Source organism: Brenneria tiliae, from assembly GCF_023347575.1.
Lineage (GTDB): Bacteria > Pseudomonadota > Gammaproteobacteria > Enterobacterales > Enterobacteriaceae > Brenneria > Brenneria corticis.
Genome location: NZ_JAKPCB010000101.1, coordinates 285566 through 305512 on the forward strand (window position 1 = coordinate 285566; position 19947 = coordinate 305512).

Sequence of the window (19947 nt, forward strand, 5' to 3'; positions counted from 1 at the left end):
CTTACGGCGAGTAAGAGTGAATCACGGAGGTTATGATGCCGCGCCTGTTGGAAATGAAAAATATCACTAAAGCGTTTGGCGCCGTGAAAGCGGTGGACAATGTCAGCCTGACGCTGGAGGCCGGGCAGGTGTTGTCCCTGTGCGGCGAGAACGGTTCGGGCAAATCCACCCTGATGAAAGTGCTGTGCGCCATTTATCCCTACGGCAGTTACAGCGGAGAGATTATTTTTTCCGGCGACGAACTGCGGGCCGGCCATATCCGTGATACGGAGCAAAAAGGCATCGCCATTATTCATCAGGAGCTGGCGCTGGTTAAGGAAATGACGGTGCTGGAGAATATTTTCCTGGGCAATGAGTGGGCGCGCTTCGGGATAATGGACTACGACGGCATGTACTTACGCTGTCAGCGCATGCTGGAGCAGGTCAAGCTGACGATCGACCCCAATACCAAAGTGGGGGAACTGGGGCTGGGGCAGCAGCAGCTGATTGAAATCGCCAAGGCGCTGAATAAGCAGGTGCGTCTGCTGGTGCTGGACGAACCGACGGCGTCGCTGACCGAGCGGGAAACGGCCATTTTGCTCGATATCATCCATGACCTGCGCGATCACGGCATCGCCTGCATTTATATCTCCCATAAGCTCAACGAAGTGAAAGCGATTTCCGACGTGATTTGCGTTATCCGCGACGGCAAGCACATCGGCACGCGTCCGGCAGCGGAACTTAGCGAAGATCAAATCATCGCGATGATGGTGGGGCGGGAGCTTACGGAGCTGTACCCCAGCGAAGCGCATACCATCGGCGAAGAGGTCCTGCGCGTCGAGCACCTGACGGCCTGGCATCCGGTGAACCGGCATATCCGCCGGGTGGACGACGTCTCCTTTTCCCTGCATCAGGGCGAAATTCTGGGTATTGCCGGATTGGTCGGTTCGGGGCGCACGGAGACCGTACAGTGTTTGTTCGGCGCCTACCACGGGCGCTGGCAAGGCGAGCTGTTTCTTGATGGCGAACGCGTGGAGATTAACAACTGCCAGCAGGCGATGGCGCTGGGTATCGCCATGGTGCCGGAGGATCGCAAAAAGGACGGCATTGTGCCGGTGATGAGCGTGGCGCACAACATTACGCTGGCCGCGCTCGATCGGTTTTCCGGCCTGTTTTCAACGCTGGACGACGCGCGCGAACTGGATGTTATCCGCCAATCGCTGGCGAATTTGCAAGTCAAAACCCCGAGCCCGGAATTGGCGATTGCCCGGCTGAGCGGCGGCAATCAGCAAAAAGCGGTGCTGGCGAAATGCCTGCTGCTGAATCCGCGGATACTGATTCTGGATGAGCCGACGCGCGGCATCGACATCGGGGCGAAATACGAAATCTACAAACTTATCAATGCGTTGGTAAAACAACAAATTGCCGTCATCGTAATTTCTTCCGAACTGCCTGAAGTCCTGGGGTTAAGCGATCGGGTGCTGGTGATGCATCAGGGACGCGTCAAAGCGGATTTGATTAATCGTGATTTAACGCAGGAACAGGTTATGGAAGCTGCATTGAGGAGTGAACATCGTGTTGAAAATATCGCCGTCTGATCGACAAAATGCCGTTGCCGCCCCGGCGCCCTTACTGCAACGGCTCAAAAACATTAATCTCCAGGTCTACGTGATGATTGCCGCCATTATCGCGATCATGCTCTTTTTCACCTATATGACGGATGGCGCTTATCTCAGCGCGCGCAATATTTCCAACCTGTTACGTCAGACGGCCATTACCGGCATCCTGGCGGTCGGTATGGTGTTTGTGATTATTTCGGCGGAAATCGATCTGTCGGTCGGGTCGATGATGGGGCTGCTCGGCGGCGCGGCGGCGATCTTCGATGTGTGGTTCGGCTGGCCGCTGCCGTTGACCATCGTGGTGACGCTGGTTCTGGGGCTGCTGCTGGGGGCCTGGAACGGCTGGTGGGTGGCGTATCAGAAAGTGCCTTCCTTTATCGTTACGCTGGCGGGCATGCTGGCGTTTCGCGGCATTCTTATCGGCATTACCAACGGCACCACGGTTTCGCCGACCTCTGCGGCCATGTCGCAGATTGGTCAAAGCTACCTGCCTTCCGGCGTGGGTTTTATCTGCGGGGCGCTGGGGCTGATGGCGTTTATCCTGTGGCAATGGCGGCGACGCGGCAACCGGGCCCGGCTGGGGCTGCCCGTCAGCCCGCCGGCCGGCGATATCGGCCGTCAGGCGTTTACCGCGGTGATCGTGCTTGGCGCGATCTATCTGCTGAATGACTATCGCGGCGTACCGACGCCGGTGCTGGTTCTTACGCTGTTGATGCTGGGCGGTATTTTCCTGGCGACGCGCACGGCGTTTGGCCGCCGTATCTATGCCGTTGGCGGCAATATCGAGGCGGCCCGCCTGTCGGGGGTCAATGTGGAACGCACCAAGCTTATCGTTTTTGCGATGAACGGGCTGATGGTGGCGGTGGCGGGGCTGATCCTCAGTTCGCGCCTGGGCGCGGGCTCGCCGTCAGCGGGGAACATTGCCGAGCTGGATGCGATAGCGGCCTGCGTGATCGGCGGCACCAGCCTGGCCGGGGGCATCGGCAGCGTAGCCGGCGCGGTGATGGGGGCATTTATTATGGCCTCGCTGGATAACGGCATGAGTATGTTGGATGTGCCGACATTTTGGCAGTATGTCGTCAAGGGCGGCATTTTACTGCTGGCGGTGTGGATGGATACCGCAACCAAGCGAAGGGTATGACAGGGTACTGAGCAAGGGGCGGAAACCGGTGGTGGTTCGCAATAATAGGGAAATTATTTTGGCCTCCTGAATGGTTATGCTATTCAAAGGTATCGCCACGAACGGACGCTCATCGCCATGTTTGAAAAACGCTATCGCATTACGTTGCTGTTCAATGCCAACAAAGTGTATGACCGGCAGGTTGTCGAGGGCGTCGGCGAGTACCTGCAGGCCTCGCAGTGTGACTGGGATATTTTCATTGAAGAGGATTTTCGCTGCCGCATCGATAACATCAGAGACTGGCTGGGGGATGGCGTTATCGCCGATTTTGACGATCAGGAAATCATGCGGCTATTGCAGGACGTCGATGTTCCGCTGGTCGGCGTGGGCGGGTCTTACCATAATCCGGCTGATTATCCCCCCGTGCATTATATCGCCACCGATAACCATGCGCTGGTGGAGAGCGCGTTTATGCACCTTAAAAACAAGGGGCTGCATAGCTTTGCGTTTTATGGTCTGCCGGCGTCGGGGGGGAAAGGCTGGGCGCAGGAACGCGAACATGAATTTCGTCAGCTGGTCGCCGCGGGGCAATATCAGGGCGTGGTGTATCAGGGAATGGAAACGTCGCCGGATAACTGGCAGGACGCGCAAAATCGCCTGGCTGACTGGGTACGGGCATTACCGCCGCAGACCGGCATTATTGCCGTAACCGACTCCCGGGCGCGCCATCTGCTGCAGGTATGCGAACATTTGAACATCCCTGTGCCGGAAAAGCTGTGCGTTATCGGTATCGATAATGAAGAGTTGATCCGCTATCTTTCACGGGTGGCGCTGTCGTCCGTGGCGCAGGGAACCCGCCAGATGGGATATCGCGCCGCGAAACTGCTGCATCGGCTATTGCTGAACCGCGGCGATTTGCCCCTGCAGCGTATTCTGGTGCCGCCTATCCGGGTGGTGGAACGCCGTTCGACCGACTACCGCTCGGTGCACGATCCGGCGGTCATCCAGGCGATGCACTTTATCCGTTACCACGCCTGCAAGGGCATTAAAGTCGAACAGGTGCTGGATGCGGTAGGGATGTCGCGCTCAAATCTGGAAAAGCGCTTCAAAGATGAAATGGGACAGACCATCCACGGGGTTATTCACGCGGAGAAACTCGATCGCGCCCGCAATCTGCTGATTTCCACCTCGCTTTCGATCGGCGAAATTTCACTGATGTGCGGTTATCCCTCGCTGCCTTATTTTTATGCCGTATTTAAAAAGGGTTATGACATTACGCCCAAAGAGTATCGCGAGCGCTACGGTGAGGCGGGTTTTCTGAGGGGATGAGCCGTCAAGCGCGGCGGACGACGCCGCGCTGAAGACGTGGCTTACGCCGGTACGCGCCAGTAATCGTAATCGATATGTTCAACCTGAAAATTCGCGTCTTCCTTATCGCCCGTCAGGCGGCAGGCGATGGTAAAGGCGAAATCAAACGCCACGCCCAGTCCTTTACCGCTGATCAGGTTGCCGTCTTCGACCACTTTCTCGTTGACGTAGACGCCGTCGGTAACGTTGCGCCACAGCTCACCGGAGCAGACATAACGGCGGCCTTTCAGCAGGTTATTGCCGCCCAGCACGCGCGCGGCGGCGGAACAAAGCGGACAAATCAGCCTGTTGGCATCATCATGGCGGCGAATAAATTCAACAACCAACGGATTCGCCGCCAGATTGACCGTTCCCTGCGGCCCGCCGGGAACGATCACGGCATCAAACAGCTCATCCATGTTTTTTTCCAGTAAGGCATCGGCAAACATACGAATATTGTGATAACTGCTTAGCTCCAGCCTGTCGTGACACGACAGCATGGTGACATCTATTTTCATGCGGTGCAGTACGTCGATCACCATAATCGCTTCCGCTTCTTCAAACCCGGGGGCCAGCAGAATGGCGACTTTTTTAGACATAGCATCTCCAGCAACATGCAGAGGGGGTATGAAAGCATAGCAAAGAATATATATTAAAATGAAACGATGTTTTATTATTGTTACTGGCGTCGCGTAACCCGTTTTTAGCGCTTAGCGCGAGGGGGAAATCGCGTTATACTCGTACGCTTGGGCCGGAGAATGATCCGGCTAATTTGATTTCGGTATGACGTCGGGGCGTCGCCGGCAACATCGGGTTAAGCCTGGCATAAGCGTTGGATGCATCCGGCGAACAGTTCGACGCCGGTCAGCAGCGATTGCTCGTCAAAATCGAAGTCGGATTGGTGGTGCCCGGCGGCAAGATCCGCTCCCAGAATAAAATAGAGCGCCTTACCGCCGTGATCCTGCACTCGTCTGGCAAGGATTGTGGCGTCTTCGCTGCCGCCAAAGTGGCGTGATACCACCGTCAGCGATGGATGCTCGGCAATTACCTGCTTTAATACCTCAATTAATTCCGGGTCGTTATGTAAATCGACCGCCTCCCCGGTGATTTCTGTTTCCAGTCGTAAATCAAAACCATGTGCCGCACCTTCGGCAATGCGTATGGCCCGATCGGTCATGTAATCGTTGATTTCTTTGGTCGCGCCCCTGACTTCCACCAGCAACTCACCCTTGGCAGGGATCACATTGCGGCCTTCACCGGCGCGGATTACCCCAACGTTTACCTGTGACATACCGTCGCCATGTCGGGCTATTCCCAGCAGCTGGACGGCGCAATGGCAGGCCCCCGCCAAGGCGTTATGTCCTTTTTGCGGATCGGCGCCGGCGTGGGCGGGTACGCCATGGAAACGAAAATCAAGCTTGGTGGTGCAAAGAAAACCCTGCGGATCCACCAGAATTTCATTGCTTTTGGCCACCGTACCCAGATGCAGCGCCAGAAAATAATCCACATCGTCGACAATGCCGCTTTCAGCGATAGGCCTGGCCCCGCGCACGCCCTCTTCCGCCGGTTGAAAAATCAGTTTGAAGCGGCCAGGCAGGGTGTTTTTTTGTTGTATCAGCCATTGCGCGAGACCCAAACCGATGGCGGTATGTCCATCGTGACCGCAGGCATGCATCATCCCCGGGTTGGTTGACGCAAAATGCTCCTGATTGGGAACATGGTCGGCGGAAGAGGTTTCTTGCACCAGTACGCAGTCAATATCAAAGCGCAAGGCAATGGTCGGGCCGGGGCGAGCGGTATCCAACAGGGCCACGCACCCCGTCAACGCCTCCATTTCCTCCAGTAGCGCACTATCAATACCTTGCGTCCGGGCGGCGGCGAGTCCTTTTTTCACCACGTCAGCTTTTCTGCCCCGAACGAACGCTTCGTTGATGATTTTTTTACCAGCCAGCACCTCGAATCCCATTGCGCGCAGGCGGGTAATTATTTTGGCTGTGGTAACAAACTCCGTCCAGCCTTCCTCCGGAAACTGGTGAAACTCTCTGCGCCAGTGGATTAACTGTTGTAACGTGATGTTTTTCATGGCTGCTCCTTTGTGGCGGGAAAAGCGGATTACAGGAAGAAAAGCGCCACGGCGATGACCGCGATGATCATCCCCGGGGCGGTTCTTTTTACCATTTCTACCGGGTTAATACCGGCTAACCCCGCGCAGACGATAGCCGCGCCGGCCAGCGGGGACATATTGCGGCCGAGACAGGCCGCCAGCATGACGCCGACGCCCAGGTTGGGAATTTCATAGCCAAAAGCGTTGGCATGCGGGGTGACCGCCTCATTAAATGCAAAGGCCGTGGCGTCGCCGGTACCGGTGATCAATCCCATCATAAACGGGCCAAGGGTGCCGCCCCAGCGGGCAAACTCAGGGTATTGCGTTAACAGAGTGATGAAACTGCTGATAATTCCACAGGCTTGTAAGCCTTCAATAAATACGGCGGCGGCGATGATAATGCCGAGAATATTTGCATAGGCGGAACCCATACCGTTGAAAAACTCCCTGGTTAACTCGCTGGCGCTGGAACGGGTAATGAATAAGGCATAAATCGAGCCGATCAGCATTGCCGCAGGGACGTTCATCGCGGTTTTACCCAACCACCCCGCGCTTGAAGCAACCAATAATAGCACCGGAATAAAAGGCGCTATCGCATGGAGATAATGAGGTTTTTCAGCGGGTGTGTTTTCAGTATCGCGGGGTGTGGTTTTTGCCGACGGCCCTGGCTCTGCCTGATAATTCAACTCCTTGCGAACCATCGCGACGGTCATCAGACTTACCGCGCAAATTATCCCGCAGGCGATACTGATGGGTGCATGGTAGAACACCAGATCCATGACTTTCATGTTGGCTATATTGGCGATAAAGGCATTATGCGCGACTCCGGGATTGAGTACCGCGCCCAGCGTACCGGATAAAACGGCTCCGCCGGCAATCGCCGGGTGCACCTTGGCGGCAATCAGCAATGGGATCAGCGTTGCCCCTACGGCGGCAGAAACCCCAGCCGCCGAGGGGATGGCAATACTGATGATAAAGGTGACCATGACGGCCACTGGCACCAGGAAGATCCCCAGTCGGCTGAGTCCCTTGGTTAAAATCCGCACCAGGCTGACATCACATCGGGTATATTTCATGACATAGGCAAACCCCATGCTGGCACAGATTGCCTCAATCAAACCGGCGGTTGTCATCCTTTTACTGAACGCGGCAAAGGCATCCATTGGCGAAAATGAAACCAGGCAAAGCAGCAGGCCGGATCCGATGAGTACGGTGCGCGTGTCATGGCGTTTTATTAGCAGCCAGAGTGTCGCGAGCAAAATCAGGATACCTAAAATGAGCTGTAGCATGGAGTAAGCACCATCGTAACGAGTCAAAATGACAGGATGAAATACTATCTAACATAACCATGCCGGCTGTGTGGAGATGATGATAAGTTGCAGGTGATGCCAAAAGTTGATAGAGGGAATAGATGAAGTATTTACCCAAATTGCAGCAGCTCAGAATTTTTCACGAGGTCATTCGCTGCGGCAGTATTCGTGCGGCGGCGCGGGCGCTGAATCAATCGCAACCCGCACTGACCCGCGCATTGCGGGAGTTAGAGCAAACGCTGGGGGCGACCCTGCTGGTAAGAAGTAACAATGGTATTACGCTGACGGAATCAGGCCGGGCTTTCGCGGTACGAATGCGTTTGATTTTGGAGGAGTTAGGGCGGGCAGCCAATGAAATTGAACAGATTAATCAGAGCTCTCAGGGGAGCGTGGCGTTTGGGATTTCATCACTGTTGGCCGTGACGATATTATCCTCGGTTCTTAATGACTTTAAAAAAGATCTTCCTCAAGCCGGCATCGCGATAAAAGAGGCTCAGCTGTCAACGCTATTGTCGGCATTACGCGAAGGGCAGCTTGATTTTGCGATAGGAACAATTGCGCCGACGGTGCCAGTCGCCGAGTTTGTCATCGAACCCCTGTTTGTGGCGCCATTCGGTGTGGTCGCCCGTATCGGGCATCCCTTGGCGCATTGTCGTTCGCTGGTTCAGTTGAAAGAGGCCCGCTGGTTTATGCCGGAGACGGATATGGGATACTATCAGCAGATAGAACAGCAGATTTTGTGTGGCGTTTCTGATATGTCCCAGGCGCCGGTGCGCTCGGACTCCTGTATTTGCGGGTTACAGCTGGTGCTACATGAAGACTACCTGACGGTGCTGTCGCTGGCACGGGTGGCATCGGACGATTTTAATCAGCGATTAGGGATTATTCCGGTGCAGGATAGGTTGCCGGATGCGGTTTATAGCTTGATTTACGCGCGCTCGCGCCCATTGACCCATACGGCACAAAAAATGGCTGATTTGGTATGTCATCATGTGCAGCGTTATAATTGGCATCCGGCGCCCCGTTACTGTTGAGGGCGAATTTTTTTGCATAAAATACCACTCTACTCTTCCCGTCCCAGTAAAAAGATGTTTAAATTATCACTCACTTATTTTGCATAAATATGCATTTATTGAGAGTGTCGGTTTTGACGATAAACCCCGTCCGGGCCATCCCCTATCCGGCGAAGGCATCACCTCTCATCAATGTATGGCGTAACATAATGGCGTAGCTGCTAAGCTGCTACCCATCGATCTTCGAGCAGGGATTTTATTTATGACAACGATTCTCAAACACCTTCCGGTCGGCCAGCGTATTGGTATTGCCTTTTCCGGTGGTCTGGATACCAGCGCCGCGCTGCTTTGGATGCGTCAAAAAGGCGCGGTTCCTTATGCCTACACCGCGAATCTTGGTCAGCCGGATGAGGATGATTACGATGAGATCCCCCGCCGCGCGCTGGAATACGGCGCTGAAAATGCCCGCCTGATCGATTGCCGTAAGCAACTGGTGGCGGAAGGTATTGCGGCGATCCAGTGCGGCGCTTTCCATAACACCACCGCCGGCGTCACCTATTTTAATACCACTCCGCTGGGGCGGGCGGTAACCGGCACCATGCTGGTGGCGGCGATGAAGGAAGACGGCGTCAATATCTGGGGTGACGGCAGTACCTATAAAGGTAACGATATCGAGCGTTTTTATCGTTACGGTTTGCTGACCAATGCCGAACTGAAAATCTATAAACCTTGGCTGGATACCGACTTTATCGATGAGTTGGGCGGCCGTCAGGAGATGTCCGAGTTTATGGCGCAGGCGGGTTTCGGCTACAAGATGTCCGCAGAGAAAGCCTATTCCACCGACTCCAACATTCTGGGTGCGACCCATGAAGCCAAAGATCTGGAATATCTGAACTCCAGCATCAAAATCGTTAACCCGATTATGGGCGTCAAGTTCTGGGATGAAAACGTCAAAGTCGCGGCGGAGGAAGTCACCATCCGTTTTGATCGCGGCTACCCGGTGGCGCTGAACGGCCAAACCTTCTCGGACGACGTGGAACTGATGCTGGAAGCCAACCGTATCGGCGGACGCCACGGTCTGGGCATGAGCGATCAGATCGAGAACCGCATCATTGAAGCGAAAAGCCGCGGTATCTACGAAGCGCCGGGAATGGCGTTGCTGCATATTGCTTATGAACGTCTGCTGACCGGCATCCATAACGAAGATACCATCGAACAGTATCATGCCAACGGCCGTCAGCTGGGGCGCTTCCTGTATCAGGGACGCTGGTTCGACTCGCAGGCGCTGATGCTGCGCGACTCCTCCCAGCGTTGGATCGCCAGCGCCATCACCGGCGAAGTCACGCTGGAGCTGCGCCGTGGCAACGACTATTCCATCATGAATACCGTTTCCGATAATCTGACCTACAAGCCGGAGCGCCTGACGATGGAAAAAGGCGATTCCGTATTCTCGCCGGACGACCGTATCGGTCAGCTGACCATGCGTAACCTGGATATCACCGACACCCGTGAAAAATTGTTCAACTATGTTGAAACCGGGCTGCTGTCCTCGTCCGCCAACGCCGGGCTGCCGCAGGTAGAGCAGTTACAGGATAAAACCAAAAAGTAATTCACAGCGACTCGACGGTTAGCTGGTATGGAAGCCCGGCGGCGTTTTCGTCGCCGGGTTTTTTATGGCGGGCAGGGATTGCCCGCCCCCCTCCGGGCCGTCGCAAGGCGACGTTAAAAATTTCTCCCGGAAATTTTTTATGGCGGGCTGTCCCTGCCCGCCATCCTTCGGGTCGTCGCAGGCGACGTTAAAAATTGCTCCTGGCAATTTTTTCTTGCGAGCGTGTTTGCAGGGTGGGGCGTATTATCTTTACCCGCAAGCGGCAGGCGTTATCGTGAGTTCTTAGGGAACGCCATTCGCCAGGGACGACATGCAATCACATGATAAGGTATTCAAACTTTTTCTCAGCGATATTGATGTGGCGCGGGATTTTCTGTCCATCCATCTGCCGCCGGATATTGGTGAACGCTGCGATTTCAACACGCTGCAACTGGAGTCGGCCTCGTTCGTAGATGAAGCGCTGCGCGCCCGGCTATCGATATGCTCTATTCGCTGCAAACCACCGCCGGAACCGGCTATATCTATTGTTTGATTGAGCATCAGAGCAAACCGGAAAACATGATGGCATTCCGCATGATTCGTTACTGTCTGGCGGCGATGCAGCAACATCTTGAACAGGGCCATAAGCAGTTGCCGCTGGTGGTGCCGTTGCTGTTCTATCAGGGAGAACGCAGCCCGTATCCGTACAGCCTGCGCTGGCTGGATGCCTTTGATGACCCCGAATTGGCGGCGAAAATTTACGGCAATGCTTTTACGCTGATCGACCTTACCGTTATTCCCGATGAAGAGATTAAAACCCATCGGCGGGCGGCGTTGCTGGAGCTGGTGCAAAAGCATATCCGTACGCGGGATATGCTGGAACTGGCGCGAGATATCGGGTTATTATTTGAACGCTGGCAGGTGCCGCTGAGGCAGAAACGGGCATTGCTGTATTACATCGCGCAAACCGGCAATACATCCAGACCAGCCGATTTTATCGAAATGGTGGCGGAGCCGTTGTCAACGGATCGGGAGGAGATAATGACGATTGCACAGCAGCTGAAACAAATTGGATTTGAAGAGGGGTTGCAGGCCGGAGTAATACAGGGAAGAGAGCAAGGCATGAAAACCAGCGCGCGGCAGATTGCGCGCCAGTTACTGCTGACCGGCATGGCGCGCGAGCAGGTCCAGCAAATTACCCGGCTTTCCGACGAGGAGATGGCGCAGTTGGCGCTCTCCGCTAACATTTAAGATGATTTATCATTATTTTCTGGGATTCCCCAGGCTCCCGGCGATTTTTTATGGCGGGCAATCCCTGCCCGGCGATTTTTGCTGCCAGCGGCGCGTGGGTCACATGTACGCCGGGCCTTCTGCCGCCGTTCCACTTACCGTCGATGGCGCGTTCAATCTGCGCGGCAAGCTGTAGCAGCAGGCCGTCGTCGCCCTGGCGCGTTTGCGCCTGAATGCCGAACGGCAGCCCGTTCTCCTGCGCGGCCAGCGGCAGGGAGATCGCCGGAATGCCGCACAGATTGGATAACGGCGTATAGGCGAAATTTTCCCATAAGTGAGCGAACCAGTCCGTCACCGATGGGTTATCGCTCAGCGTCAGGTACTTCATGGTGCCGATCTTCGGCGTCGGCAGCGCGGTGATGGGGGTGAGGATAATATCCCAGGACTGGAAGAAAGCGCCAAAGGCGCGCGATGTGTTGTTGAATACGGTCTGCATCGCCGCGCGTTCGCTGAAGGAAATATCTTTGCCGGCCTGCCAGATGCGAATATTGATGGGTTCGATCCGATCCGACGGCGGCGCGTCCAGCCGCAGATTTTTGAGCATGGCGGAAATCGTCTGCGCAAAGTTGCTGATATAACAGGTGGTTTGCGCCGCAAAGGCGGCGCGAAAATCCACCTGCGGCGTCACCCATTCCACATGGTGGCCCAGATCGGCCAGAAAACGGCCTGTTTTCTCCAATTCGGCGACAAAATGCGGCGTGGCCCGATAGTCGCCCCATTCGTGGGAAAGCGCGATGCGCAGCGGCGCGGGGTCGCGCGCAATCAGCTCGCGGTAGCTTTCCGCCGCCGTCCAGTAGGGCATGAACTCTCCCGGCGCGCCGCCGCGACAGTGGTCGACAAAGGCGGCGGTGTCGCGCACCGTGCGGGTATGACACCCTTGAATCGACACCAGACCGGTAAGATCGGAGGCGTAAGGCGCGATGGAGAACACCCCGCGCGAGGGTTTCAGGCCGATATTGCCGTTAAATCCGGCGGGAATGCGGATCGAGCCGCCGCCGTCGGTCGCATGGGACATCGGTACGATGCCGGCCGCCACCGAGGCCGCAGTACCGGCGGAGGAACCGCAGGTGGTGTAGTCCGGATCCCAGGGGTTTCGGGTGATATAGAGCGCCGGATTTTCCGCCGAACTGCATACGCCGAATTCCGGCGTGGTGGTGCGGCCGATGAGATTCAGCCCGGCCTGACGCATTTTGCCGACCAGAAAGCTGTCGCTCTGCGAGCGGTTGCCCTGCATCAGCAGCGATCCCATCTCTTGCAAACGGCCTTTCAGGGTCGGCCCCAGATCTTTCATCAGAAAAGGCACGCCGGCGAAGGCGCCCTGCGGGTTCATGCCGTCTTTCAGCGGATCGGCGACCACATCGTCGAATACCTCAACCACCGCGCTTAACGTGGGATTCAGCAGGGCAATGGCCTGCGCGGCCTGTGCGGCCAGCTCTGCCGCGCTGACGTCGCCCTTACGTATCAATTCCGCCAGTCCCACCGCGTCATAGGCCGACCATTCATCCCAGTCCATCACTTGTGACTTCATATACCACTCCAGGTTGCAACATTAAGGGCAGCGTCCGCTATGAAAATGACGTGATATGCCCGAAAAATAAGCCGGTTATTTCATCAACGCCAAACGCGGCGCCGCAGCCAGCAGACGACGCGTGTAATCATGCCGGGGCTGGCCGAATAGCTGGGCGGTGATGCCTCGTTCAACCACTTCTCCCTGATGCATCACGATGACGCGATCGCAAAGCTGGGCCGCGACGCGCAGATCGTGGGTGATGAACAGCAGCCCCAGCCCCAAATCCCGCTGTAATTCGCGCAGTAGATCGAGGATTTGCGCCTGCACCGACACATCCAGCGCGGAGACGGCTTCATCCGCCACCAGCACCTGAGGATCGCAGGCGATGGCGCGGGCGATGGCCAGCCGTTGCCGTTGCCCGCCGGAAAACTGATGCGGATAGCGATCGAGCGACGCGCGCGGCAGGTTGATGCGATCCATCAACGCTTCGGCGGTGTGGCGGGCCTGCTGCCGGCTCTGACCAAAATTCATCGCGCCTTCCATGATCGAGGATCCGATGGTGCGGCGCGGATTCAGCGATCGGTTCGGATCCTGAAAAACCACCTGAACGCGCGAACGCAATGTCCGCACCTGGGATTCGGGCAAGGTTTGTACTTCGCGGTCTCCCCACAGGATCTTGCCCGAACTGGGCGCGATCATGCGGATCATGCAGCGTGCGAAGGTGGATTTCCCCGAGCCGGATTCCCCCACGATGCCGACGGTTTCGCCGCGGTGAACCGCGACGCTGGCCTGCCGCAGGGCGTCGAAGCGTTTGCTGCGCCCCAGCCAGTCGCGGCTGACATAGGTTTTGCCGACCGACTGGCCCACCAGCAGCGGCGGGAGGCGATTGCCGGGCGGCTGGCGCGGCGGCGGCGGCGTAATATCGGGCACCGCCGCCAGCAGTGAGCGGGTATAGTCGGTGGCGGGATGTCGCAGCACCTGTTCGCAGGCGCCCTGTTCCACCGTCTCGCCGCGATACATCACCAGGATGTGGTCGGCGATTTCCGAGACCACGCCCATATCGTGGGTAATGAAAAGCACCGCGCTGCCCTGTTCCGCCTGGAGTTCGCGGATCAGCTTAAGGATTTCCGCCTGTGTGGTGACGTCCAGCGCGGTGGTGGGTTCATCGCAAATCAGCAACTGAGGTTTGAGGACGATCGCCATCGCGATAACGATGCGCTGGCGCTGGCCGCCCGAGAGCTGGTGCGGATAGCTTTTGTAGATACGCGCCGGGTCGGGCAGACGCACCCGCTCGAACATCTCCAATATTCTGGCCTTGCGTTCGGCGGCGGACCAGTGGGTATGCGCGCGCAGCAGCTCGTCAACCTGTTCTCCGCAGCTATGAACCGGATTCAACGCGGTCATCGGCTCCTGAAAAACCATCCCCATACTGGTGGCGCGCAGCTGGCGCATCCGCCGATTGCTGGCGTAATGGCCTGAATCCAGCAGCGTATTGCCCGCCAGCCTGATCGTGCCGCTGTTGATGCGCAGCTCTTTGGCCATCAATCCCATGATGGTGGTGGCCAGAACCGATTTTCCCGAACCTGATTCGCCGACTACGCACAGCGTTTTTCCTGCCTCGATCGCCAGATCGAGCCGTTGAATGGCGTACGGACGGTCGGCATCCGCCGGCAGAGCGACCTGTAGGTCGACGATTTGCAACACCGGGGCGTTATGTTCAAGCTTGTTCATCAGATTTCCCCTACAGCCGTTTTGAGAATTTGGGATCGAGGACATCACGCAGGCCATCGCCGAGCAGATTGATGGCCAGCACCGAGGGAACCAGGAATAGCGCGGGGAACAGCACATCCCCCGGACGTTGCGAGAACATCACGCGGCCTTCGGCCATGATGTTGCCCCAGGTGGGAATGTCGGCGGGGAGCCCTAAGCCGAGAAAGCTGAGGATCGCTTCCGTCAGCACCGCCGACGCCGCGACAAAGGTGCCTTGTACAATCAGGGGCGCCATGGCGTTGGGTAAAATATCGCGCCACAGGATCATCATATTGCTGGTCGCCAGCGCGCGCGCCGCTTCAACAAAGGCTTCCTGGCGCAGACTGAGCACCAGCGAGCGCACCAGCCGCGTGACCCGCGGCACTTCGGGTACTGCGATGGCGATGATGACCGTGGTCAGATTGCCGCCGAATATGGCGACCAGCGTTATGGCCACCAGTACCGAGGGGATCGCCATCAGGCCGTCCATCACGCGCATCAGCAGCATATCCAGCGTGCGGAAATAGCCCGCCAGCATGCCGAGCAGGCAGCCGGCCAGAATGGCGGTCAGCGCGGTCATCAGGCCGACGGTCAGCGAGATGCGCGCGCCATAAAGCACGCGGCTCCAGATATCGCGTCCCAGACTGTCGCTGCCCATCCAGAAGGTATGCGGGATTTGCGTGCCGTCCAGCAGGGTTACCAGGCCGTGGGTGCCGGCGTTGACGGAAATGAAATTCATGTCCATCACGCCGGGGTCGAAAGTCCCGAGCCAGGGCGCGCCGATCCCCATCATGGCTAACGCCGTCAGGGTCAGCACGCCGATTTTTACCGAAGTATTACGCCAGAGTCGTTTAGCTGTATTCATTATTCATCCCGGATGCGCGGATCCAGCCACAGATAGCTCAGATCTATCAGGAAATTCAGCAGGATATAGGTCACGGCGAAGAACAGAACCACGCCTTGCAAGACCGGAAAATCCCGGTTGAGTACGGCGTCCACCGTGAGCTGTCCCAGGCCGGGAATGGCAAACACCGTTTCCGTCACCACCACGCCGCCAAGCAGCAGGGCGGCGCTGACGCCGATTACCGTCGCCACCGGCACCGCCGCCACCCTGAGCGCGTGATGCCTGAGCACCTGTAGTTCGGTGATGCCTTTGGCGCGCGCGGTGCGAATGAAATCTTCGGTCAAGGCTTCGCTGACCGCCGCGCGCGTTACCCTGGCGAGCAGCGCCACATAGGTCACCGACAGCGTGAGACAGGGGAGAATCAGGTTGTTCAACCAGGGGAGAAAGCCCTTTGACAGCGGGTTATAGCCCTGCACCGGCAGCCATTGCAGCTTGAGCGCCAGCACATAGATCAGCAGGTAGCCAATCACAAACACCGGTATGGAGAAGCCGACCACGGAACAGGACATCACGCAGCGATCCAGCCAGCCGCCCATGCGCCAGGCCGCCAGCGCGCCCAGCGGCAGCGCGATCAGCACGGTGAACAGCAGCGTGCCGAACGTCAGCGACAGGGTGGGTTCCATGCGCTGCATCAGCAGCGAGGTCACCGGCTGATTCATGAAAAATGAGTAGCCGAAATCGCCGTGCAGCACGCCCTGCGCCCAGATGACGAACTGCTTCCACAGCGGCAGGGTCAGGCCCAGTTGCTCGCGGATGCGGTCGATATCCTCGTTGGTGGCGCTGTTGCCGCCGATAACCGCGGCGGGATCGCCGGGAATCAGCCGGACGATCATAAAAATGGCGACCGCCACCACCAGCAGAACAGGGAGTGTCGCCAGCAGGCGTTTGCCGGTAAATGTCAACATGCTCGTTCCTCGTTCCTCGTTGCGACTAGCCAACTGGTCGACAGGCGCCTGCGCGCCCGTCGGGATCACTGCTTGCGGATATTCCAGTACACCTGAGCGCCGGAAGACACCAGCCCGGTTACGTTGGACCGGACGGCCGCCCGCAGTTCGTACTGGCCCAGCGGCACATGGGTGACGGTTTCAAAGGCGCGTAGCTGAATTTGCGTGGCGAGTTTTTTCTTCTCTCCTTCGTCCATGGTGCGGGCGAAGCGGGCTTTCAGCGCTTCCAGTTCAGGATCGTCCTGCCAACCGAACCAGCCTTTTTCGCCGCGCGCGTTCATCATCGCCATGGTTAGCGGGTTGAGGACGTCCTCCGCCGCCCAGGCGGTCATAAACGCATTCCAGCCGCCGGCTGAAGGCGCGTCTTTTTTGGCGCGCCGGGCCACCAGGGTCTGCCAGTCCATATTCTGCAAATCGACCTTGAAGCCGGCTTGCTCAAGCTGCTGTTTGGCGACCAGCGGCAGTTTGGCGATGGTCGGGGAGTCGGTGGGGCGCATCAACACAACCGGCTGGCCCTGGTAGCCGGCCTCTTGCAGCAGCGCCTTGGCTTTTTGCGGATTGGCTACGCCGGTGAACTCGCCGGTCTCGTCCGAGGCGAAAGTAGTGCCGCAGGGATACATGCTTTTACAGAATTTTTGCAGTTCCGGCACGCCGATTTGCACGCGCAGCATTTGCTGTTCGCCCAGAGCCAGCATGGCGGCGCGACGAATACGCGCATCGTTGAACGGCGGTTGCAGGAAATTAAAGCGGATGATTTGCAACATGCCGATCGGCTGCGCCTTGACCAGATTGATATTGGGGGTTTTACCTAATGCGGGGATTTGTTCGAACGCCGGCTGTTCCAGAATATCGGCTTCACCGTTGATCAACGCGTTAAACTGCGTTTGCGGATCGCGGATGATCAGCCACTCCACGCGGTCAATGTAGACTTTTTTCCCGCCCGTGGTGCCGGAAGGCGGCTCATCGCGCGGCACGTAGTAAGGGTTTTTCACGTAGACCACCCGTTCGCCGGATTTGAACTCGTCGCTCTTGAACATATAGGGGCCGGAACCGAGGGTGCTGCGGATCTGCACGTCGCCGGATGTCTGGGCGACCGCCTTCGGCATGATAAACGGCACGTTGGAAGAGGGTTTGCCCAACGCCTCCAGCATCATGCCGAAGGGCTCTTTCAGGGTGAGGGTAAAGGTTTTCGCATCCACCGCCTGATAGCGCTCGACGAACGACGCCAGTACGCTGCCAAAGCTGTCGCGCGTGGACCAGCGTTGCAGGGAAGGGATCACGTCATCGCTGGTCACCGGCGTACCGTCGCTGAATTTCAGCCCGTCGCGCAGGACGAATGTCCAGGTCAGGTTATCATCAGATACCTTCCAGCTCTCTACCATCTGCGGCTTGATGTTGCCGTCGATATCGGTGCCGAACAGTGTGTCGTAAATCATATAGCCATGATTACGGGTCACGTTGGCGGTCGTCCATATGGGATCGAGCGAGACCAGGTTGCTGCTGGGGATGATTTTCAATACGTCGGCAGGGGTTTCGGCAAAAGACGACAGGCTGAAAAACGTTGTCAGCAGGCCGCAAATAATTCGATGCGAGGTTATTTTTGTGGCTATTTTATCGATAAATGCATTTTTAACCGTTATTAATTTCATAATATCCCCGATGATATCAATACCCGTCATGTTTTAAGTCGCCTGCGGCCGTTCTGTTACTTAAAATTTATTGGGTATAACAGGTTAAGTGGAATGGAAAGCAAAAAGCATTACTGGCATGGCGCGCCGCTAATAAAATAAAACGATCTCCTCCTGCTGCTAAAAACACTACAAAAGTCTGATTCACGAGACTATCACAACATCAGCGACTCAGTGTTGATAAAAAGTAGACGCCTGGCTGCGTTCATCAAACAGGGAATTAAAATCATTATCTTTATTTATCAGTTTATTATTGTTTTTGTCTGCGATTCTGTGCAGGCAAAAGGTAGCCAATAAGACGCATAATGGCGGCGGTGCCGCATCGTAGTGCAGTGTGAAAAGAGATATTATTATTAGTTATGAATAGGAATTTCATAGTAAATGGATGTTTTTAATTAATAATTGATAAACGCAGGCGCCGTCGTTCATTGTTTTATTCTTTATCCTGGCGTGATGCACTGATTTCCTATGCTAAGTTGCACTGACATAGTGCAATTTGGCTGTTTTTTTAGCCATAAGAAAATAGACTGTATTAAATGGGGTTTCGTTTTTTTACCTAAAGCGAGCAATGAAAAGGTCTGAGCCGGAATAAAACAAGATAAACGGAGAATGGCATATTTATTGCTGAAGCAGTGGAATAGAACCGTTATTTGCAGGAGTCGTCATGCAACTCAGGGCATTACGATATTTTAATGAAGTGGCGCAATGCGTGTCGTTACGTAAAGCGGCCACCCGACTCTATGTGACGCCCAGTGCGGTAAGCCGCCAGATTGAACAACTGGAGCATTTTTATGGCGCTTCGCTGATTGAACGGAATCCGCGCGGCATCCGTTTAACACGAGAAGGCGAGTTTCTTGCGCAGGCGGTCAGCGCCACGTTGCGCGAACTGGATCATGTGAAGGAACATATTGCCAACAGTCAGGGGGTGGTGGCGGGCACTATTCGGATGTTCGTCAGCGAGAGTTTAATCGCCAGCATGCTGGCGCCGGTGCTGGCGAAATTTTCCCAACGGTACCCCAAAGTGCAGTTTCAAATCGAAACCGGCAGCGCGCCCCGTATTGCGGATGCGTTTCGCGCCGGAGAAGCGGATATCGGGCTGACCTTCTACATGCCGCCCTGCGCCGAAATTGAAGTGACCCACCATTGCGATGTATGGCATCGGGTTCTGGTGCCGAAAGGACATGCGTTCACCGAACGCCACTCCATCACCATACGGGATCTTGCCGGCCAGCCGCTGGCGATACCCAATTCCACCTTCTCCACCCGGCAAATCATCGAAGCCGCGGCACGAAAAGAGGGCGTTCAGCTTAATGTCGCCTACACCACCAGTTCGGTGGAAGTACAAAAATCCCTGGCTCGGGCCGGTATCGCCTTGCTGGTGCTGCCGCAGGCCGCGCGCCAGAATCGGGATCTGGGGGATGGCCTGGTCGCCGTCCCGTTGCTGGATCCGCTGATTGAGCGCGTACGGGTCGATTTGTGTCTGCCCCGGCAGAGGACGTCATCCATCGCCATCAAAACCTGCCAGAGTATGCTGGCGCAAATTATGGCGGATTGCTCGATTTAATCGGATCACGGGGAGCGACGACGTCTTGTTCCGGGACATTAATCGTTAATTGATGAGGTTGGGGTTTTAAAACAATCGCTTATCGCCGAAATCGTCGCCTGAACGCGCCGCGCCGACCAGACGTCCGGATTGACCGCCAGCTGGATGTCGGCAGATTTTTTTATGCGCGGACTATTCATTGGAGTCCAGTTATCGCCCTATCCTTATTCTTTTTTGAT

14 protein-coding genes and 1 pseudogene are annotated in these 19947 nt (G+C 56.4%); 7 read left to right on the forward strand and 8 right to left on the reverse strand.

What is annotated here, in order from left to right; genetic code table 11:
* The first annotated feature begins 35 nt into the window (after positions 1 to 35).
* From MFP24_RS18195 to xylR, 3 genes are all read left to right on the forward strand, one after another.
* Positions 36 to 1577: a xylose ABC transporter ATP-binding protein gene (locus MFP24_RS18195; RefSeq protein WP_249231695.1), complete on the forward strand. Its 1542-nt coding sequence runs from the start codon at positions 36 to 38 to the stop codon at positions 1575 to 1577.
* Positions 1564 to 2739, forward strand: a complete 1176-nt coding sequence (gene xylH, locus MFP24_RS18200; protein WP_249231793.1) for a xylose ABC transporter permease XylH — start codon at positions 1564 to 1566, stop codon at positions 2737 to 2739. Before MFP24_RS18195 ends, xylH begins: the two co-directional genes overlap by 14 nt.
* A 117-nt stretch (positions 2740 to 2856) precedes the next feature.
* Positions 2857 to 4047 carry a D-xylose utilization transcriptional activator XylR gene (gene xylR, locus MFP24_RS18205; protein ID WP_249231696.1) on the forward strand — a complete coding sequence of 397 codons (1191 nt, stop codon included), beginning with the start codon at positions 2857 to 2859 and terminating at the stop codon, positions 4045 to 4047.
* A 41-nt stretch (positions 4048 to 4088) separates the two neighbouring features.
* On the opposite strand, the gene MFP24_RS18210 is transcribed toward xylR, so the two are convergent.
* From MFP24_RS18210 to dcuC, 3 genes are all read right to left on the reverse strand, one after another.
* On the reverse strand, positions 4089 to 4664 hold the full coding sequence (locus MFP24_RS18210) for a DJ-1/PfpI family protein (RefSeq protein WP_249231697.1): 576 nt from the start codon (positions 4662 to 4664) through the stop codon (positions 4089 to 4091).
* Positions 4665 to 4879: 215 nt separating this feature from the next.
* Complete coding sequence (locus tag MFP24_RS18215; protein WP_249231698.1) at positions 4880 to 6148, reverse strand: amidohydrolase; 1269 nt, start codon at positions 6146 to 6148, stop codon at positions 4880 to 4882.
* Between the two features lie 29 nt (positions 6149 to 6177).
* A complete protein-coding gene (gene dcuC, locus MFP24_RS18220; protein ID WP_249231699.1) occupies positions 6178 to 7458 on the reverse strand; it encodes a C4-dicarboxylate transporter DcuC in 1281 nt (426 codons plus the stop codon).
* Positions 7459 to 7580: 122 nt separating this feature from the next.
* On the opposite strand from dcuC, the gene MFP24_RS18225 reads away from it, so the two are divergent.
* The 3 genes and pseudogenes from MFP24_RS18225 to MFP24_RS18235 all read left to right on the forward strand — a co-directional run bounded on the left by MFP24_RS18225 (position 7581) and on the right by MFP24_RS18235 (position 11331).
* Positions 7581 to 8513 carry a LysR substrate-binding domain-containing protein gene (locus MFP24_RS18225; RefSeq protein WP_249231700.1) on the forward strand — a complete coding sequence of 311 codons (933 nt, stop codon included), beginning with the start codon at positions 7581 to 7583 and terminating at the stop codon, positions 8511 to 8513.
* A 241-nt stretch (positions 8514 to 8754) separates the two neighbouring features.
* Entirely contained in the window at positions 8755 to 10101 is a 1347-nt protein-coding gene (gene argG / locus MFP24_RS18230; RefSeq protein ID WP_249231701.1) for an argininosuccinate synthase, read from the forward strand.
* 310 nt (positions 10102 to 10411) lie between these two features.
* A pseudogene (locus MFP24_RS18235) lies at positions 10412 to 11331 on the forward strand (Rpn family recombination-promoting nuclease/putative transposase).
* Here MFP24_RS18235 and MFP24_RS18240 read toward each other — a convergent pair.
* From MFP24_RS18240 to MFP24_RS18260, 5 genes are all read right to left on the reverse strand, one after another.
* Positions 11321 to 12898: an amidase gene (locus tag MFP24_RS18240; protein WP_249231702.1), complete on the reverse strand. Its 1578-nt coding sequence runs from the start codon at positions 12896 to 12898 to the stop codon at positions 11321 to 11323. The pseudogene MFP24_RS18235 and the gene MFP24_RS18240 overlap by 11 nt on opposite strands.
* A 75-nt stretch (positions 12899 to 12973) precedes the next feature.
* Positions 12974 to 14611, reverse strand: coding sequence for a dipeptide ABC transporter ATP-binding protein (locus tag MFP24_RS18245; protein WP_249231703.1), 1638 nt, complete (start codon positions 14609 to 14611; stop codon positions 12974 to 12976).
* Positions 14612 to 14621: 10 nt separating this feature from the next.
* Entirely contained in the window at positions 14622 to 15494 is an 873-nt protein-coding gene (locus MFP24_RS18250; protein ID WP_249231704.1) for an ABC transporter permease, read from the reverse strand.
* Positions 15494 to 16438 (reverse strand): ABC transporter permease, encoded by a 945-nt coding sequence (locus tag MFP24_RS18255; RefSeq protein ID WP_249231705.1) that lies wholly within the window; start codon positions 16436 to 16438, stop codon positions 15494 to 15496. The genes MFP24_RS18250 and MFP24_RS18255 overlap by 1 nt, the downstream gene beginning before the upstream one ends.
* Before the next feature lie 65 nt (positions 16439 to 16503).
* Positions 16504 to 18126, reverse strand: a complete 1623-nt coding sequence (locus tag MFP24_RS18260; RefSeq protein WP_249246721.1) for an ABC transporter substrate-binding protein — start codon at positions 18124 to 18126, stop codon at positions 16504 to 16506.
* 703 nt (positions 18127 to 18829) lie between these two features.
* Between MFP24_RS18260 and MFP24_RS18265 the strand changes: the two genes are divergently transcribed.
* Positions 18830 to 19729: a LysR family transcriptional regulator gene (locus tag MFP24_RS18265; RefSeq protein ID WP_249231707.1), complete on the forward strand. Its 900-nt coding sequence runs from the start codon at positions 18830 to 18832 to the stop codon at positions 19727 to 19729.
* The last annotated feature ends 218 nt before the right edge of the window (positions 19730 to 19947 follow it).

What these genes read in the sequence shown, in the direction of transcription:
- MFP24_RS18195 (WP_249231695.1), top strand. Translation starts at nt 36, where the DNA reads ATGCCGCGCCTGTTGGAAATGAAAAATATCACTAAAGCGTTTGGCGCC.
- xylR (WP_249231696.1), top strand. Translation starts at nt 2,857, where the DNA reads ATGTTTGAAAAACGCTATCGCATTACGTTGCTGTTCAATGCCAACAAA.
- MFP24_RS18210 (WP_249231697.1), bottom strand. Translation starts at nt 4,664, where the DNA reads ATGTCTAAAAAAGTCGCCATTCTGCTGGCCCCCGGGTTTGAAGAAGCG.
- MFP24_RS18215 (WP_249231698.1), bottom strand. Translation starts at nt 6,148, where the DNA reads ATGAAAAACATCACGTTACAACAGTTAATCCACTGGCGCAGAGAGTTT.
- dcuC (WP_249231699.1), bottom strand. Translation starts at nt 7,458, where the DNA reads ATGCTACAGCTCATTTTAGGTATCCTGATTTTGCTCGCGACACTCTGG.
- MFP24_RS18225 (WP_249231700.1), top strand. Translation starts at nt 7,581, where the DNA reads ATGAAGTATTTACCCAAATTGCAGCAGCTCAGAATTTTTCACGAGGTC.
- argG (WP_249231701.1), top strand. Translation starts at nt 8,755, where the DNA reads ATGACAACGATTCTCAAACACCTTCCGGTCGGCCAGCGTATTGGTATT.
- MFP24_RS18240 (WP_249231702.1), bottom strand. Translation starts at nt 12,898, where the DNA reads ATGAAGTCACAAGTGATGGACTGGGATGAATGGTCGGCCTATGACGCG.
- MFP24_RS18245 (WP_249231703.1), bottom strand. Translation starts at nt 14,611, where the DNA reads ATGAACAAGCTTGAACATAACGCCCCGGTGTTGCAAATCGTCGACCTA.
- MFP24_RS18250 (WP_249231704.1), bottom strand. Translation starts at nt 15,494, where the DNA reads ATGAATACAGCTAAACGACTCTGGCGTAATACTTCGGTAAAAATCGGC.
- MFP24_RS18255 (WP_249231705.1), bottom strand. Translation starts at nt 16,438, where the DNA reads ATGTTGACATTTACCGGCAAACGCCTGCTGGCGACACTCCCTGTTCTG.
- MFP24_RS18260 (WP_249246721.1), bottom strand. Translation starts at nt 18,126, where the DNA reads ATGAAATTAATAACGGTTAAAAATGCATTTATCGATAAAATAGCCACA.
- MFP24_RS18265 (WP_249231707.1), top strand. Translation starts at nt 18,830, where the DNA reads ATGCAACTCAGGGCATTACGATATTTTAATGAAGTGGCGCAATGCGTG.